We start from the raw sequence: 16,014 nt of genomic DNA on the forward strand, positions 1-16,014 counted from the left end.
GAAGAGCAATCCTCTCGCTTACCCATTTCTGGCTGTAGACGCAAAGTGGCGTCCGGCTCCGTCGGAGTAATCCCATGTGCGGTATCATTGGTGTCGTCGGTAACGGACCGGCCGTTCCCCGTCTGATCGACAGCCTGAAGCGGCTGGAGTATCGCGGCTATGACTCGGCAGGCGTTGCCGTTCAGGACGAGACTGGCATCCGTCGCCGTCGCGCCAAGGGCAAGATCCGCAACCTGGAAGCTGTTCTGGCCGAAGATCCCATCGCGGGCACCGTCGGCATTGGCCACACCCGCTGGGCCACCCACGGTGCGCCGACCCAGTCCAATGCCCACCCGCACAAGTCGGGCCGCGTCTGTCTGGTGCACAACGGCATCATCGAAAACTTTGCGGAACTGAAGGCCGAGCTGGTCGCTGCCGGTCACGTCTTTGAAAGCCAGACCGATACCGAAGTCGTCGCCCACCTGATGGATCACAACCTGTCCAAGGGTCTGGCACCGCTGGAGGCCTTCAAGGCCACCCTGGATCGTCTGACCGGTGCCTATGCGCTGGCGGTTTTGATCGAGGGCGAGCGCGAGCTGATCCTCGCTGCCCGCCGCGGCAGCCCGCTGGTGGTTGGCTGGGGCGAGGGCGAAATGTACCTCGGCTCGGACGCTTTGGCGGTGGGCCCCTTCACCCAGAAAATTTCCTATCTGGAAGAAGGCGACTATGTCGCCATGACGCGTGATGACGCCCGCATCTTCAACGCCGAAGGTCAGTTGGCCAACCGCCCCATCGTCAAGGTCGCGGCCTCCAGCGCCCTCGTCGAAAAGGGTAGCTTCCGTCACTTCATGGAAAAGGAAATCCATGAACAGCCGGACAGCGTCCAGCACACCCTGTCAGAGTACCTCGATCTGGTTAAGGGCAAAGCAAAGCCTGCCTCTGTCGACTTCGCTCATATCGACCGCATCCAAATCATCGCTTGCGGCACCGCCTTCTACGCTGGCCAGATCGGTCGCTATGCGTTCGAGAAATATGCGGGCCTGCCGTGCGATGTCGAAATCGCCTCGGAATTCCGTTATCGCGATCCGGCCCTGACCCCGGGCACGCTGGCCGTTGCCGTTAGCCAGTCGGGCGAGACCGCCGACACCTTGGCGGGCCTGACCTGGTGCAAGGCGCAAGGGCTCAAGACCGCCGCCGTGGTCAACGTCCACACCTCCTCCATGGCACGCGAGGCCGAGATTCTGTGGCCGACCCATGCCGGTCCGGAAATTGGCGTGGCCTCCACCAAGGCCTTCACCGCTCAGGTCGCGGCCCTGTTATCGCTGGCGATTGCCGCCGGTGTGGCCCGTGGCCGCATCGACGAGGCGCAAGAGGCCGAACTGGTCCGCGCCCTGTTCGAAGCGCCCCGCCTGATCTCCGAAGCCCTCTATATGGACAAGCCGATCCGCCAGCTGGTTCAGGAACTGGCTAAGGCCCGCGACGTGCTGTTCCTCGGCCGCGGTGCCATGTATCCGCTGGCCATGGAAGGCGCGCTGAAGCTGAAAGAAATCAGCTACATCCACGCTGAAGGCTATGCCGCCGGCGAGCTGAAACATGGCCCGATTGCCCTGATCGACGAATACACGCCGACTATCGCCCTGGCCCCGCTGGACGAGCTTTACGAGAAGACCGCGTCCAATCTTCAGGAAGTGGCGGCTCGTGGCGGTCCGGTCATCATGATCGCGCCCGCCGATGCGCCTGAACTGCATGGTGAAGGCATAGAGCGTATTGCAGCCCCCGCTGTTCACCCGATTGCGGCCCCTCTGGTCTATGCGGTGCCGATGCAGTTGCTGTCCTATTTCACCGCCGTGCAAAAGGGCACAGACGTGGACCAGCCGCGCAATCTGGCCAAGTCGGTGACCGTCGAATAGCGCCCGACTAACAACAGTCGTTGGACGCAACCGGAAATATGCCTATGACTGCCCCATCATAGGCTTTTTCGGATACCTCATGTCGACCTCCCACGCGCGCCTTCGCAAGGCGGTTCTTCCTGTTGCCGGTTTGGGCACCCGCGTGTTGCCCGGCACCAAAACCACCCCGAAGGAACTGCTGAACGTCGTCGACCGGCCCATTCTGTCCTACATCGTCGAAGAGGCGCGTGAGGCAGGTATCGAGCACATCGTCTTCGTCACGGGCCGCGCCAAACAGGCCATTGAGGACTATTTCGACCACCAGATCGAGCTCGAGGCGCAGCTGGAGGCCAAGGGCAAGCACGACATTCTCGACATGATGAATGCCGAACTGGCCCGCGCCGGTGAAATGAGTTTCACCCGTCAGATGAAGCCCAAGGGCTTGGGCCACGCCATCTGGTGCGCGCGTGATATCATCGGCCACGAGCCATTTGCCGTCATCCTGCCGGACGTCATTGTGGACGGCCAACCGGGGGCCCTGAAACAGCTTGCCGAGGTCTATGCCCAGGTGGGTGGCAATGTCATCGGCGTCGAGCAGGTGCCGGACAGCCAGACCCACAAATACGGCATTGTCGATCCTGCCAAACGCGACGGGCGTCGCATCTCCATGAAGGGTATGGTTGAAAAGCCCGCCCAGGGCACGGCCCCGTCCAATCTGTCGATTTCGGGCCGCTATATCCTTCAGCCGGAAATCTTCGACCTGCTGGCCACGCAGGAAGCCGGTGCGGGCGGCGAGATCCAGCTGACGGACGCCATGGCCCGCCTGATGAATGATCAGGCCTTCACCGCCTATGAGTACGAAGGCGTCACCCACGACTGCGGCGACAAAATCGGACTGCTGCGCGCCAATGTGGCGCTGGCCCTGAAACGCCCCGATCTGGGCGACGCGGCACGGGAGGCTGTCGCGACACTGCTTCTGTGACTATCCGTCGCGTAGAGCCGCGCCCTACCCCTGTGATGGACTGTCCTTGTGACGGACTGCCATCGTCACGGGCAAGGCGGGCTCTTGCGGCGCGCACCCCCTCTCCCCTCCATCGGACGAGTAAAGGCTAACCAGATGCGCGTAATGATTTTGGGCGGCGACGGCTTTTGCGGATGGCCCACGGCCCTGCACCTGTCGGCTAAGGGTTGGGACGTTCTGATCGTTGACAACCTCAGCCGCCGCAACATCGACAACGAATTGGGCATCCAGTCCCTGACGCCCATTTTGCCGATCCAGCAGCGCCTCAAGGCTTGGGAAGAGGTGTCTGGCCGCACCATCCACTTCGAGAACCTGACGGTCGGCAAGGACTATGAGCGCCTGCTGGGACTTATCACATCGTGGAAGCCTGATAGCGTCGTCCACTTTGCCGAGCAGCGTGCGGCCCCCTATTCGATGAAGTCGGCGCGCCACAAGCTTTATACCGTCGACAATAATCTGAACGCGACCAATCACCTGCTGGCCGCCATGGTGGACAGCGGGCTGGACATCCATCTGGCCCATCTCGGCACCATGGGAGTGTACGGCTACACAACCGCCGGGCTGAAAATCCCCGAGGGCTATCTGAAGGTCACTGTCGATACTGATTTCGGCCCGACCGAGCAGGAAATCCTGTTCCCGCCGAACCCCGGCAGCATCTATCATATGACCAAGACGCAGGACGCCCTGCTGTTCCAGTTCTACGCCAAGAACGACCGGCTGCGGATCACCGACCTGCATCAGGGCATCGTCTGGGGGGCCCAGACCGAGCAGACCCGCCTGGACGAGCGTCTGATCAACCGCTTCGACTACGACGGTGATTACGGTACCGTGCTCAATCGCTTCCTGATGCAGGCCGCTGTCGGCTATCCGCTGACGGTACATGGATCAGGCGGACAGACGCGAGCCTTCATCCATATTCAGGACACGGTGCGCTGTGTGGAGCTGGCGCTGAACAACCCGCCTGCGCGCGGTGACCGCGTGAAAATCCTCAACCAGATGACCGAGAGCCGCCGCGTGCGTGATCTGGCCCAAATGGTTGCGGACATGACCGGTGCCACTATCGCCAACCTGCCCAACCCGCGTCAGGAAGCAGACGAGAACGAGCTGGTCGTGGCCAATGACGGTTTCAGGGCGCTCGGGCTTGAACCCATCACCCTGCAAGAGGGTCTGATGGCCGATGTGACCGAAATCGCCCGCCGCTTTGCCGATCGATGCGACCGCTCGGCCATTCCGTGCGTTTCGGCATGGAACGAAGGCCGCGCCCAAGCACTCGAACAGGGCGACGGCGCACTGCCACGCTGACCTATCCAAAGAAAGCCCCCGCCGATCATGATGACCACCTCTGCCTCCAACCATTTGCTGATCTTTGGCGGTGGCTATCTGGGGGAGGCGGCGGGGCGCGAGGCCCTTCGGCGCGGCTGGAGCGTGACGGCGACATCACGCGATGCCCAGCGCCGTCAGGCGCTTGAAGGTCTTGGGTTTACCGCCATTGATCCCAACGACGAGGCGGCTCTGTCCAGTGCGGGTCTTAGGGCCAACAGTGTACTGGTCACCACCCCGCCGGATGCGAAGGGATGTCCGGGCCTGAACACCCTGTCGCACCTGCGGGCCGCCGACGCCTGGCCCGACTGGATCGGCTATATTTCCTCGACCGGCGTCTATGGTGACCGCGCGGGCGGGTGGGCTTTTGAGGGCGATGCCCTATATGCGGCTTCACTCGAGGGTGCCCGACGCGTGAAGGCCGAGCGTGACTGGCTCGACAGCGGTCAGGGCATGGGGCTGACGGTGCAAGTGTTTCGCCTGCCGGCCTTTTACGGTCCGGGCCGCAATATCCTCCAGCGCCTGAAGGATGGCCGCGCCCGTCTGGTGCGCAAGCCCGGCCAGGTGTTCAATCGCATCCATGTCGATGATGTGGTGTCGGGCCTTTTTTCCTCCATGGCCCGCCCGCGCCCCGGTGGCATCTACAATCTGACCGACGACCACCCCTCCAGCGCGGAAGCCCAGACCCTATGGGCTGCCGAGCGGCTGGGCGTGGCTGCACCGCCGGAGGTCGAATGGACCGACCCGTCGGTCAGCGAGGGCATGCGCCGCTTCTATCTGGACAGCAAGCGCGTCTCCAACGCCCGCGCCAAGGCCGAACTGGGATGGAGACCGGCCTACCCCAGCTTCCGCGAGGGGCTGGAAGCCTTGATCCCGACCCTGTCATAGAAAAAGGCCGGAGGAGACGCCTCCGGCCTTTTGTTCTTTAGCGATCCAGATCGACTTAGAACGGCAGAATATTGCGCTGGCGGCTGTAGCTCATGGTGCCAACATTGGCCCCCAGACGCAGGCCCACGCCGGTGCGGATCGGGGCCAGAACAATGCCGTCGGCGCGCTGATAGTTTACGCCCAGACCGGCGATAGCATAGGCCGAGCCTTCCACGCCCGGATAGCGGCGGTAGAGCATGTCCGGATGATACAGGCCGTACACCAGGGTAAAGACACGGCTGGCATTGCCACCCCAGTCCCAACCGATGGACGCGCCTTGCCAGAAGACTTCCTGCGAAGCCGACAGGTCCTTCATGTGCAGCGCACCGCGGCCATATCGCAGACCGGCCACCACGGCACCCGCACCTTCTTCACCGGCGATATAGGCCGTGGGCGCACCGCCTTGATCGGCAAAGATACGTTCAATGGCCCCGCCGATGGCTTCGGAAGCGATACCCAGCTCGCGCGAACCGGCAGCCACCAGCTCGTCGAACGAATAGGCGTTGGCCGTCTGGTCAGAGGCTATCGGATAGTTGGGGTTGGCCGGTTGGCCACGGGTTGCACAGGCACCCAGACCCAGCGGCAGGGCGCTGGTGGCAGCAAGGCCAATGCTGGTGCGGATCAGTTGGCGGCGATGCATGTCGTCAAACTCCCGAAGGCTGGACGGAGCCCGACTTATCGGGCGAGGGACTGAACCGTCACGACCTTTTGCGGCAGACTTGGGGCCTCTTGGTTAACCAAACATTGCAACTGCGCAAAACATCGGCCTTCAGACGTAAAAAAGGCCGGAACGCGGGGCTCCGGCCTTTGCAAAAGGATGTGATCCCTAGTGCTTGTCGGTCTTGGAAGCGATCCAGTCCATCAGCGCCAGCAGCACGCCGGAGCCGACGAAAGTCAGGTGAATGACCACCCCCCAGAGCATGGCGGCTTCGTCCACCACATAGCCCGGCTTGCCGATGTTCATGAAAGACTTCAGCAGATAGATGGCCGAGATCGCCACGATAGAGGCGATCAGCTTCATCTTCAGGCCCGAGAAATCCACCGTGCCCATCCACGGCGGACGGTCCACATGGTTCTCGTCGAGATCGAGTTTGGAGACAAAATTCTCGTAACCCGAATAGAGCACGATCAGAAGCAGGTTACCGGCCAGCGACAGGTCCACCATCGTCAGCAGGGCCAGGATCGCCTGATCGGCCGTCATGCGGCCTTCGCCAAACACAAAGGCCTTGGGCAGGTAGTAGGCCACTTCCTGCACAAAGACCGACAGCAGCATGACCAGCGCCAGTACCAGCCCCAGATAGAAGGGGGCCATGAGCCAGCGAGCACGGAACAGGTTCCGCTCGAAGGCGGTTTCTGCCCAAGGTTTCTTCTCGGTCATATCAGCTCCGCAGGACCGCGCCGGCCTTGGTGGCGGCGGCAACGATCTTGGCCATGACGGCGTCGATCTCGGTGTCGGTCAGGGTGGCTTCACGCGGCTGGAGTTCGACTTCCAGAGCGATCGACTTCTGGCCCTCCGGCACGCCCTTGCCGCGATAGACGTCGAACACACGCACCTCGGTGATCAGCGCCTTGTCGGCACCCGCCACAGCACGCACCAGATCACCGACAGCCTTGTCTTCATCCACCACAAAGGCGAAGTCGCGGGTCAGCGGCATCAGGTTCGACAGGTTGGCCGCACCACGCGCCTTGCCACCCTTGCCTTTGGGCTCGGGCACGTTGTCGAGAACGATCTCGAAGGCCAGCATGGGTGCATCGGCATCCAGCGTCTTCAGGACCGACGGGTGCAGGGCACCGAACTCGACGATGATGTTCTTCGGACCCAGTTGCAGACGGGCCGAACGACCCGGGTGCCACCATTCGCGGTTCTGGCACTGAACCAGTTGCAGCGAGCCGACAGGTGCACCGATCAGTTCCAGCAGTTCGACCAGATCGCCCTTGAGGGTGAACAGGGCATCATCGCCCGCACCTTGCCAGTGACGGTCCGCATGCGGGGCCACAAGACCGGTAATGGTGGTGCGTTGGTCCTTGGGACCATCGCCCAGATAGATCGGGCCGATCTCGAACAGGGCTGCATCGGCATGGCCGCGCGCGGCGTTGCGGGCCGCTGCTTCGATCAGGTTCGGCAGGGCCGACGGACGCATGCAGTCGAGGTCCGACGCAATCGGGTTTTCCAGCACCAGTTTGTCGTCGCCGCCGCCGAACAGCTGCGCCTTGGACTGCTTGGTGAACGACCACGTCACAGCCTCGGCATAGCCCATCGAGGCCAGTGCGCGACGGGCGGTGCGCACACGCGACTGGCGTGCGCTGAGGATGCCGCCAGCGGGCGGAGCCTGCACCGGCAGAGGGGTCGACGGCAGCGAGGCAAAGCCTTCGATGCGGGCGACTTCTTCCACCAGATCCGCCGGACCATGGGCATCACGGCGCGCGGTCGGCGGGGTGACGGTCCACGGGCTGCCGCGCTCGACCTTGAAATCAAGGGCGGTCAGGATTTCGGCAATGCGGTCCTCAGTCAGGTCCATACCCGACAGGCGCTTCACAAAGGCCGGATCAAAGGCAAAGCCTTGCGGCGCAGCCGGAGCCTCACCCGCCACCACGATTTCCGACGGCTGGCCACCGCACAGGTCGAGGATCAGCTTGGTCGCCAGTTCCAGACCCGGAACGACTGAGTGGGTGTCGACGCCGCGGGCGAAACGGTACTGGGCGTCAGAGTTGATGCCGAGCGAGCGACCGGTTTGAGCGATCACAATCGGCTCGAACCATGCGCTTTCGACGAAGACGTCGACCGTCTCTTCCGAGCAGCCGGTGCTTTCGCCGCCCATCACGCCGCCAAGGCCGATGGCGCGAGCGCCGCCGTTGTCGGCGATCACGCAGTCAGCGGCTTGCGGCGCATATTCCTTGCCGTCCAGCGCCAGCAGGGCATCGCCCTCTTGGCCGCCGCGCACGACAATCTCCGAGCCTTCCAGCTTGGAGATGTCATAGACGTGTAGCGGACGGGCGCGGTCATAGGAGATCAGGTTGGTGATATCCACCAGCGCATTGATCGGGCGAAGGCCGATAGCGGTCAGGCGGTCCTGAAGCCATTTGGGCGACGGGCCGTTCTTCACACCGCGGATCACGCGGCCCGCGAAGGTCGGGCACAGTTCCGGCGCATCAATACGCACGCTGATGCTCAATGCACTCTTGCCTGCTACAGGCTCGATGGCAGGGGTCTTGAGCGTGCCGACACCGGCAGCAGCCAGATCGCGGGCAATACCCGCAACGCCCAGCCAGTCGGGACGGTTGGGGGTGACTTCAAAATCGATGACCGGCTCGAGGCCGAATACCTCGGCAGCCGAGGTGCCGACCGCCAGATCGTCCGACAGTTCCAGAACGCCATCATTCTGGTCCGGCAGTTCCAGTTCGCCACCCGAGCAGAGCATGCCGTTGGAGACGATGCCGCGCACCGGCTTTTCAACCAGCGTCACGTCCAGACCCGGCACATAGGCACCGATCGGGGCATAGATGGTGGTCAGGCCCGGACGGGCATTCGGTGCGCCGCAGACAATTTCCTTGCGGCCATCGACAGTGTCGACCTGACAGACCTGCAGGCGGTCGGCATTGGGGTGACGCTCGGCCGAAACGATCTTGGCAACACTGAACGGTGCCAGTTTCGACACCGGATCGGCGACCTCTTCCACTTCCAGACCGGCCATGGTCATGGCCTCGGCCACGGCATTCACATCCGCCGTGGTGTCGAGGTGGTCTTTCAGCCACGAAAGGGTGAATTTCATTGGACGGCCCCTCCGGTCAGAACCTGTTGGACCTGAGCCAGAAACTCCGGCGTGCCGGTGAAGCCGACGCGCATGAACTGGCAGTTGATGAACTGGCAGTCCTTGAAGGCGATGGTGCCGGTTACGCGCTGCGGGCCCATGGGCTGAAGCAGCAGGTTGCGGATGTCGCCCTGGGCGTCACCCATGTTGCAGCCGTCGAAATTGCAGGCACCGAGAGGCAGCAGAACCGCCGGACCTTCGATCACGCAATTACGATAGGTCTTGCCCTCGATGATGGCTTCGCCGCGACGGGCGGCCTCGATGGCCAGAGCCGGAAGCCAGATATTCAGCCCCTCGTACTCGGGGCCCGCACCGATGGCCGGAATGGTGATGTCTTGGGTATCAGTCATGAACGTCAGTGCCTCAGCTCAGGCCCGAGGCCGGATTGGGGGCTTGGAAAGCCGAGAAGCCATAGTGGGCCAGCCAGCGGGTGTCGGCATCGAACATCGGACGCAGGTCCGGCACGCCGTATTTCAGCATGGCCAGACGGTCGACGCCCATACCAAAGGCAAAGCCCTGATACTCGTTCGGATCGAGGCCGCAGGCGATCAGCACGTTCGGGTGAACCATGCCGCAGCCCAAAATCTCCAGCCAGTCCTCGCCGGTGTTCAGCACCAGCTTGCCGCCAGAACGGTCGCAGCGGATGTCCATCTCTGCGGACGGCTCGGTAAACGGGAAGTGGTGCGGGCGGAAACGCGCCTGCACATCATCCAGCTCGAAGAAGCGGGCCATGAAGGTCTCGAGGGTCGTTTTCAGGTGACCCATATTGATGTCGCGATCGATGACCAGACCTTCGATCTGATGGAACATCGGCGTGTGCGTCGCATCCGAATCCTTACGGAAGGTGCGGCCCGGCGCGATGATACGGATCGGCGGCTTTTGCGACATCATGGTGCGCACCTGAACCGGCGAGGTGTGGGTGCGCAGAACCTTGCGCTCGCCCGTCTCGGCATCCGGCTTCAGGAAGAAGGTGTCGTGCATCTCGCGCGCGGGATGCTTCGGCGGGAAGTTCAGCGCGGTGAAATTGTGGAAGTCGTCCTCGATGTCGGGACCTTCGGCCACGGCAAAGCCCATCTCGGCGAAGATGGCGATCATCTCGTCCATCACCTGCATGGTCGGGTGAACCCCGCCCTTGCGGCGCGGGCGCGACGGCAGGGTTAGGTCCACGCGCTCGGCCAGCAGGCGGGCGTTCAGTTCAGCCGCTTCCAGCTCTGCCTTCTTGGCGGCGATGGCCGTGGTCACACGGTCACGCAGGCCGTTCAGCACCGGACCGCGCTCGCGGCGCTCGTCGGGGCTGAGCTGGCCCATGCCTTTCAGCAGGCCGGAAATGGTACCGGATTTGCCAAGGGCGGCGACGCGCACCTCTTCCAGCGCGGCGACTGTCTCTGCCGCGCCGATGGCATTGATAAGTTCGAGTTCGAGTTGAGCGAGATCGGTCATTTGCGCTGTGCCTTAGCGGGCCGGGGGCCGTTCGTCACCCTCTTAGCAGAGCGACCCGTGGCCGGAATGCAAAAACGCCCGCCCCGAAGACCGGAGCGGGCGCTTTTTAGTCAGTTACGAACTGTCTCTGGGGCCAAGAATTAGGCCAGAGCAGCGCGAACCTTTTCAGCAATCGCCTTGAAGCCGGCTTCGTCGGCGGCAACAGCGGCCAGAACCTTACGGTCCAGCACGATGCCAGCCTTGTCCAGGCCGTGGATGAATTGCGAGTAGGTGAAGCCTTCGGCGCGGGCCGCAGCGTTGATGCGCTGGATCCACAGGGCGCGGAAGTTGCGCTTCTTGTTGCGACGGTCGCGGTAGGCGTACTGACCGGCACGGTCAACAGCAGCCTTGGCGGCGCGGATGGTATTCTTGCGGCGGCCGTAGAAGCCCTTGGCTTGCTTCAGGACCTTCTTGTGCTTGGCGTGGGACGTAACGCCCCGGGTAACGCGAGCCATGTTGTTTTCCCTTTTGGGGGGTCTCTAGCGTTGGCCCCAAGGGGGCTCGCTGGAGAGACACATATTCAAATTCAGATGCTTGGGATGATCAGTCAGCCGCGCCTTAGGCGTACGGCATGTAGGACTTGATCTTCTTGGCGTCGGCGTCAGCCATCACCGAAGTACCGCGGTTTTGGCGGATGTACTTCGAGTTGTGGCTGATCAGGCGGTGGCGCTTGCCAGCGACGCCAGCCTTGACCTTGCCCGTAGCGGTGAATTTGAAGCGCTTCTTGGCGCCCGACTTCGTCTTCAGCTTCGGCATTTTCACTCTCTCTGATTGAGGGTCCGCCGCCTTTGGTTCCGAAGACCCTCTGGCAACGTCCGTTTCAGAACCGCCCAGGCATGCCTATTCGCCCGGCGGTCCGTAAATACGAAGGGGCGGCTTGTACGCCATCGCCTGCCGCAAAGCAAGTGACTCAAACACCACCACAAAAAGCAAAACGCCCCGACCTTGGTGGAGGTCGGAGCGTTTGAAATCCGGTTGCCGGATCAGACCGTGGCGCGGGTTTAGCGCGGAGCCAGGATCATGATCATTTGGCGGCCTTCCATCTTGGGTGCGAACTCGACCTTGGCGACTTCGTCAAAGTCGGCCTGCACCTTGTGCATCAGCTTCATGCCGAGCTCGGGGTGGGCCATTTCACGACCGCGGAAGCGCAGGGTGATCTTCACCTTGTCGCCTTCTTCGAAGAAGCGGCGCATGGACTTGGCCTTCACTTCGTAGTCGTGGGTGTCGATGTTCGGACGCAGCTTGATCTCTTTGAGCTCGACGACCTTCTGGCGCTTGCGGGCCTCGGCCTTCTTCTTTTGCTCTTGGAAGCGATGCTTGCCGTAGTCCAGAATCTTACATACCGGCGCTTCGGCATTATTCACGATCTGAACGAGATCCAGACCGGCCTCTTCAGCCGCTTCAAGAGCAGCAGAAAGCGGCATAATACCCTGCTTTTCGCCGTTCTGGTCGATGAGCAGAACGCGAGCGGCACGGATATCTTGGTTCATCGGCGGGCCGTCCTTGACGGGCGGCGCTTGCATGGGACGGCGAATGGGCGTCGTTTCCTTATGTGATCAGAAGCTACTGTCTGAACGCACGTTCCAGTGGAAAGTGCCCTCAGGCGGCGGGAATATGGCGTCAGAAGCCCCGAATTTCAAGGCTTCCACAAAGATCAGTGCGCGGAGACGGCAAAGGTGTCGTACAGAGCCAACACTGCCTCAAACACCTGATCAACGCTCAGTTCGGTGATCGGCGCGAACTGGCCCCTTACAGGGGCCGCCGCCAGCACCCGCCCCTTGGGGCCGTAGGGAGCCTTGTGCCACCACTCGCTGGGGCCAAACAGGCCCAGAGTCGGCGTACCAGCAGCCGCCGAAACGTGCATCAAGCCGCTGTCATTGCCGACAAAAAGCGTGGCGCGCTGCAACAGGGCAGCGGAGCCCAAGATGTCGCATTTGCCCACCGCATCAATGCCGCGATCCCCCGCCACAGCTAAAGCCGGAGCCGCCGCGGCATGATCACCCGGACCGCCGACCGGCATGAAACGCCAGCCTTCAAAACGTGGCTCCTGCATCAGACGCTGCGTCAATTCAGCCCAGCGCTCTGCTGGCCAGCTGCGATCGGCAGCGGTTGAAATCGGGGCCATGGCCAAAATGGGCGCGGCCTTGTCACCGATAATAGCGGCGGCATCCTTGCGGGCCTTATCGTCCAGAAAGATCTCCGGCTCGGCGACGGCCTCGGCCTTCATCATGTGCGAGAAGGTGACCACCTTCATCTCGCCCTTTTCCAGCGCGCGGCTGTAGAGGCGACGTTCCTTGGCGCGCAGGAAGAAGCTCATGGCAGAGCCGCGCACATCGGCCACCAGGGCCCAGTGCGTTCCGACTGTCTGACGCCACAAGGTGCGCCAGTGGCCGGACAGCTTCTGCTTCTTCCACGGAATGACCTTCACCACTCCCGGTGCCGCGCGGAACAGGGCGGCTGCCGTCGGCCCCACCGCGACAGTGATTTCGGCGTCCGGTATCTGGCGCCGGATTTCGCGGATCGCCCCTATAGACATGATAGCGTCGCCGATACGGTCGGCGCTAACGAACAGGACCTGCGGGGCTGGGGTGGTCATAAAGTCGGGTTCCGGTCACTGCGGACCGTAGGCCGCATCCAGTTCAAGAAGCGATTGCCATACAGCCTCTACCGTCAGAGCCTCAATAGGGCCAAGGTCGCCAACGGCATGCCCGACGCGGCACATGGCCGTGCGCGGGCCACGCGGACCATATTTCCACCACTCGGTCGGACCAAACAGGCCCAGTGTCGGTGTGCCTGCGGCGGCCGCCACATGCATCAGTCCGCTGTCATTGCCGACGAACAGGGCCGAGCGCGAAATTGCGGCGGCCGAGGCCAGAATGTCCCCCTTGCCGACGAAATCCAGCCCCTGATCGCCGGCGGCCGCCAGCGCCGGAGCGGCGGCCAAATGATCGTCCGGCCCGCCCACCACCATAAAACGCCAGCCGGCAAATCGAGGTTCGGCCTTCGCCCGCGCCACCAGTTCCGCCCAGCGATCAGCTGGCCAGCTTTTGCCCTTCTGGTGGGCCAACGGTGCCAGAGCCAGCACGGGAGCCGAGCCATCAAAGCCCTGAGCCTGCCACACAGCCTCGACATCGGCCTTGGCCTTGGCATCGATAAAAAGTTCAGGCTCCAAAGCCGTGGGGGCGTGCATCAGGCGCGAGATCATCTCGACCTTGGGCGCATCGGCCTCCAGCGCTTGGGAATAGACGCGGCGCTGGCGCGTGCGGACCATAAAGGCCAGCGCAGAGCCGCGCGTATCGATCACAGCATCCCAACGCGTAGGCAGAACGTCCTGCCACAGCCTAAACCAGTGGGAGGCATGTTTGCCCTTATGCACCTCGATAATGTCTGTGACGCCCGGTGCCGAGCGATAGAAAGGCGCGGGCAGGGGTCCTGCCGCCACGGTGACGCGCGCGCCCGGCCACTGGCGCTGGATATCCCTGACGATGCCAGACGCAATCACCGCATCGCCGATGCGGTTGGGGCTGATATAGAGCACACGTCGCCCTTCGGACGTCTGCGGTAGAGGCTGGACCACCAAGGATGACCTTCCTAAACAAGGCCACCCCCCGCGTTCGATATAAAGGCGCTATCGCGAGATTTCCATGCACACTCTCCAACATCTCAATCGTCCCGACGGCGAGGCCCTGGCCTATAAAATGATCGAGGGAGAGGGTCCGGTCGTGATCTGGGTCGGCGGCTTTCGCTCGGACATGGAAGGCACCAAGGCGCTGGCGCTGGATGAGGCGGCGCAGGAAAACGGCTGGGCCTATGTGCGCTATGACCATTTCGCTCACGGTGCCTCCTCAGGCGAATGGACGAAGGCCAGCATCGGCCGCTGGCGCGAAGACTGCCTCGCCATGATCGAGCATGTGAAGCGGCCCGTGATCTTGGTGGGATCATCCATGGGGGGCTGGGTGTCGCTGCTGGCGGCCTCGACCTGTCAAGATCAGGTTGCGGGATTGGTGCTCGTCAATCCGGCGCAGGATTTTACCGAGCGCCTGATGTGGCCTGACCTGCCCGAGGAAACCCGTGAGGAAATTCTCACCCACGGTATTGCCACCGTCAGCGATCCGGGCCTTGGCCACTATCAGTTGACCAAGCACATGTTCGAGGAAGCCCGCAGCTGGCTGATGCTGGATGGGCCAATCCGTATTCCGGCCCCGATTCACATTCTGCAAGGCAAGCTGGACGAGAGCGTGCCGTGGGAAATGCAGTTGCGCCTTCTGGAAAAACTGGAAGGCGGCGATGTGCGTCTCGACATCATCAAGGACGGCGACCACCGCCTGTCAAAGCCACATGAGCTTGAGCGACTGGTTCAGGCCGTCGCCGAAATGAGAAAGACCGCCGGAGCCTAAAGCCCCGACGGTCTTCCTACGTCATCCCCGACTTGATCGGGGATCAGGTCGTCTGACCCCTTCGGTCAAGCCGAAGGGGACAGCCTAAAATGGCGTCAGAGGATGTAGCGGCTGAGGTCCACGTTTCCGGTCAGCTCGCCCAGCTTTTCGCGCACCACCGCACCGGTGAACTCGATCGTCTCGCCCGCCATATCCGAAGCGCGATAGCTGGTCTCTTCCAGCACATGCTCCAGCACGGTTTGCAGGCGGCGTGCCCCGATATTCTCGATGGTCGAGTTGGCGGTAACAGCCGCATCGGCCAGGGCCTCAACGGCATCATCGGTAAAGCTGATGGTCACATCCTCAGTTGCCAGCAGGGCCTGGTTCTGACGGATCAGATTGGCTTCCGGCTCGGTCAGGATGCGCTTGAAGTCATCGCGCGTCAGCGCCTTCAGCTCCACGCGGATCGGCAGACGGCCCTGAAGTTCGGGCAGCAGGTCCGACGGTTTGGCGACGTGGAAGGCACCCGAGGCGATGAACAGCACATGGTCGGTTTTCACCGGACCATATTTGGTCGAAACCGTGGTGCCTTCGATCAACGGCAGCAGGTCGCGCTGCACGCCCTCGCGTGACACATCGGCCCCGCCCTTTTCCTGACGGGCGGCGACCTTGTCGATCTCGTCGAGGAAGACAATGCCTTCGTTCTCGGCCAGCTTCACCGCCTCGCGGGTCAGGCTGTCCTGATCCAGCAGCTTGTCGGCCTCTTCGGTGATCAGGGGCTGGGTCGCGTCCTTTACGGTCATACGTACCGACTTGGTGCGCCCCCCGCCCAGCTTGCCCAGCATGTCGGACAGGTTGAGGATGCCGACGTTGGCGCCCGGAATATCCATGCCTTGCAGCGGCGAGGCATTGTCGGCCAAGGCGATCTCGACCTCCTTGTCGTCCAGCTCTCCGGCGCGCAGCTTTTTGCGGAAGGCATCGCGGGTCGGCTGGCCCGAGCCCGGCCCCACCAGAGCATCCAGCAGACGGTCTTCGGCGGCAGCCTCGGCCTTGGCCTGAACCTCGACGCGGCGCTTGTCGCGCACCATGGCAATGGCGCTTTCCACCAGATCACGCATGATCTGATCGACATCGCGGCCCACATAGCCGACCTCGGTGAATTTGGTCGCTTCGACCTTGAGGAAGGGCGATCCCGCCAGCTTGGCGAGGCGGCG

16 protein-coding genes are annotated in these 16,014 nt (G+C 62.7%); 5 read left to right on the top strand and 11 right to left on the bottom strand.

The window, feature by feature from the left end; genetic code table 11:
* Positions 1 to 74: 74 nt before the first annotated feature.
* The 4 genes from glmS to B3B04_RS12270 all read left to right on the top strand — a co-directional run bounded on the left by glmS (position 75) and on the right by B3B04_RS12270 (position 5,097).
* On the top strand, positions 75 to 1,889 hold the full coding sequence (gene glmS / locus B3B04_RS12255; RefSeq protein ID WP_292043302.1) for a glutamine--fructose-6-phosphate transaminase (isomerizing): 1,815 nt from the start codon (positions 75 to 77) through the stop codon (positions 1,887 to 1,889).
* Between the two features lie 79 nt (positions 1,890 to 1,968).
* Positions 1,969 to 2,850, top strand: a complete 882-nt coding sequence (galU, locus tag B3B04_RS12260) for a UTP--glucose-1-phosphate uridylyltransferase GalU (RefSeq protein WP_292043303.1) — start codon at positions 1,969 to 1,971, stop codon at positions 2,848 to 2,850.
* A gap of 135 nt (positions 2,851 to 2,985) precedes the next feature.
* On the top strand, positions 2,986 to 4,191 hold the full coding sequence (locus tag B3B04_RS12265; RefSeq protein ID WP_292043304.1) for an NAD-dependent epimerase/dehydratase family protein: 1,206 nt from the start codon (positions 2,986 to 2,988) through the stop codon (positions 4,189 to 4,191).
* Between the two features lie 27 nt (positions 4,192 to 4,218).
* A complete protein-coding gene (locus tag B3B04_RS12270) occupies positions 4,219 to 5,097 on the top strand; it encodes an SDR family NAD(P)-dependent oxidoreductase (protein WP_292043305.1) in 879 nt (292 codons plus the stop codon).
* A 55-nt stretch (positions 5,098 to 5,152) separates the two neighbouring features.
* Here the strand turns inward: B3B04_RS12270 and B3B04_RS12275 are convergent, their stop codons facing one another.
* The 10 genes from B3B04_RS12275 to B3B04_RS12320 form a co-directional block, all read right to left on the bottom strand.
* Positions 5,153 to 5,776 carry a DUF1134 domain-containing protein gene (locus B3B04_RS12275; RefSeq protein ID WP_292043306.1) on the bottom strand — a complete coding sequence of 208 codons (624 nt, stop codon included), beginning with the start codon at positions 5,774 to 5,776 and terminating at the stop codon, positions 5,153 to 5,155.
* A 186-nt stretch (positions 5,777 to 5,962) separates the two neighbouring features.
* Positions 5,963 to 6,514 (bottom strand): TIGR00645 family protein, encoded by a 552-nt coding sequence (locus B3B04_RS12280; RefSeq protein WP_292043308.1) that lies wholly within the window; start codon positions 6,512 to 6,514, stop codon positions 5,963 to 5,965.
* 1 nt (position 6,515) lies between these two features.
* The gene (gene pheT / locus B3B04_RS12285) at positions 6,516 to 8,906 is read right to left on the bottom strand and encodes a phenylalanine--tRNA ligase subunit beta (protein ID WP_292043309.1); all 2,391 of its coding nucleotides are present in this window, start codon (positions 8,904 to 8,906) and stop codon (positions 6,516 to 6,518) included.
* Complete coding sequence (locus B3B04_RS12290) at positions 8,903 to 9,295, bottom strand: hypothetical protein (RefSeq protein WP_292043310.1); 393 nt, start codon at positions 9,293 to 9,295, stop codon at positions 8,903 to 8,905. Before B3B04_RS12290 ends, pheT begins: the two co-directional genes overlap by 4 nt.
* A 13-nt stretch (positions 9,296 to 9,308) precedes the next feature.
* Positions 9,309 to 10,385 (bottom strand): phenylalanine--tRNA ligase subunit alpha, encoded by a 1,077-nt coding sequence (pheS, locus tag B3B04_RS12295; protein ID WP_292043311.1) that lies wholly within the window; start codon positions 10,383 to 10,385, stop codon positions 9,309 to 9,311.
* Positions 10,386 to 10,525: 140 nt separating this feature from the next.
* The gene (gene rplT, locus B3B04_RS12300) at positions 10,526 to 10,879 is read right to left on the bottom strand and encodes a 50S ribosomal protein L20 (RefSeq protein ID WP_292043313.1); all 354 of its coding nucleotides are present in this window, start codon (positions 10,877 to 10,879) and stop codon (positions 10,526 to 10,528) included.
* Between the two features lie 103 nt (positions 10,880 to 10,982).
* Positions 10,983 to 11,180: a 50S ribosomal protein L35 gene (rpmI, locus tag B3B04_RS12305; protein ID WP_003166435.1), complete on the bottom strand. Its 198-nt coding sequence runs from the start codon at positions 11,178 to 11,180 to the stop codon at positions 10,983 to 10,985.
* Positions 11,181 to 11,425: 245 nt separating this feature from the next.
* Positions 11,426 to 11,947: a translation initiation factor IF-3 gene (gene infC / locus B3B04_RS12310; protein ID WP_292043314.1), complete on the bottom strand. Its 522-nt coding sequence runs from the start codon at positions 11,945 to 11,947 to the stop codon at positions 11,426 to 11,428.
* 131 nt (positions 11,948 to 12,078) lie between these two features.
* Positions 12,079 to 13,020, bottom strand: a complete 942-nt coding sequence (locus B3B04_RS12315; RefSeq protein WP_292043315.1) for a glycosyltransferase family 9 protein — start codon at positions 13,018 to 13,020, stop codon at positions 12,079 to 12,081.
* Between the two features lie 15 nt (positions 13,021 to 13,035).
* A complete protein-coding gene (locus B3B04_RS12320; protein WP_292043316.1) occupies positions 13,036 to 14,001 on the bottom strand; it encodes a glycosyltransferase family 9 protein in 966 nt (321 codons plus the stop codon).
* Between the two features lie 67 nt (positions 14,002 to 14,068).
* On the opposite strand from B3B04_RS12320, the gene B3B04_RS12325 reads away from it, so the two are divergent.
* The gene (locus B3B04_RS12325) at positions 14,069 to 14,821 is read left to right on the top strand and encodes an alpha/beta hydrolase (RefSeq protein ID WP_292043317.1); all 753 of its coding nucleotides are present in this window, start codon (positions 14,069 to 14,071) and stop codon (positions 14,819 to 14,821) included.
* 95 nt (positions 14,822 to 14,916) lie between these two features.
* Here the strand turns inward: B3B04_RS12325 and hslU are convergent.
* Positions 14,917 to 16,014: ATP-dependent protease ATPase subunit HslU (gene hslU, locus B3B04_RS12330; protein WP_292043319.1), on the bottom strand; the 1,098-nt coding region annotated here is incomplete at its 5' end.

The organism is Brevundimonas sp. UBA5713 (genome assembly GCF_002419815.1).
Lineage (GTDB): Bacteria > Pseudomonadota > Alphaproteobacteria > Caulobacterales > Caulobacteraceae > Brevundimonas.

What these genes read in the sequence shown, in the direction of transcription:
- infC (WP_292043314.1), bottom strand. Translation starts at nt 11,947, where the DNA reads ATGCAAGCGCCGCCCGTCAAGGACGGCCCGCCGATGAACCAAGATATC.
- rpmI (WP_003166435.1), bottom strand. Translation starts at nt 11,180, where the DNA reads ATGCCGAAGCTGAAGACGAAGTCGGGCGCCAAGAAGCGCTTCAAATTC.
- B3B04_RS12325 (WP_292043317.1), top strand. Translation starts at nt 14,069, where the DNA reads ATGCACACTCTCCAACATCTCAATCGTCCCGACGGCGAGGCCCTGGCC.
- B3B04_RS12275 (WP_292043306.1), bottom strand. Translation starts at nt 5,776, where the DNA reads ATGCATCGCCGCCAACTGATCCGCACCAGCATTGGCCTTGCTGCCACC.
- glmS (WP_292043302.1), top strand. Translation starts at nt 75, where the DNA reads ATGTGCGGTATCATTGGTGTCGTCGGTAACGGACCGGCCGTTCCCCGT.
- B3B04_RS12290 (WP_292043310.1), bottom strand. Translation starts at nt 9,295, where the DNA reads ATGACTGATACCCAAGACATCACCATTCCGGCCATCGGTGCGGGCCCC.
- B3B04_RS12270 (WP_292043305.1), top strand. Translation starts at nt 4,219, where the DNA reads ATGATGACCACCTCTGCCTCCAACCATTTGCTGATCTTTGGCGGTGGC.
- pheT (WP_292043309.1), bottom strand. Translation starts at nt 8,906, where the DNA reads ATGAAATTCACCCTTTCGTGGCTGAAAGACCACCTCGACACCACGGCG.
- B3B04_RS12265 (WP_292043304.1), top strand. Translation starts at nt 2,986, where the DNA reads ATGCGCGTAATGATTTTGGGCGGCGACGGCTTTTGCGGATGGCCCACG.
- B3B04_RS12280 (WP_292043308.1), bottom strand. Translation starts at nt 6,514, where the DNA reads ATGACCGAGAAGAAACCTTGGGCAGAAACCGCCTTCGAGCGGAACCTG.
- pheS (WP_292043311.1), bottom strand. Translation starts at nt 10,385, where the DNA reads ATGACCGATCTCGCTCAACTCGAACTCGAACTTATCAATGCCATCGGC.
- B3B04_RS12315 (WP_292043315.1), bottom strand. Translation starts at nt 13,020, where the DNA reads ATGACCACCCCAGCCCCGCAGGTCCTGTTCGTTAGCGCCGACCGTATC.
- rplT (WP_292043313.1), bottom strand. Translation starts at nt 10,879, where the DNA reads ATGGCTCGCGTTACCCGGGGCGTTACGTCCCACGCCAAGCACAAGAAG.
- galU (WP_292043303.1), top strand. Translation starts at nt 1,969, where the DNA reads ATGTCGACCTCCCACGCGCGCCTTCGCAAGGCGGTTCTTCCTGTTGCC.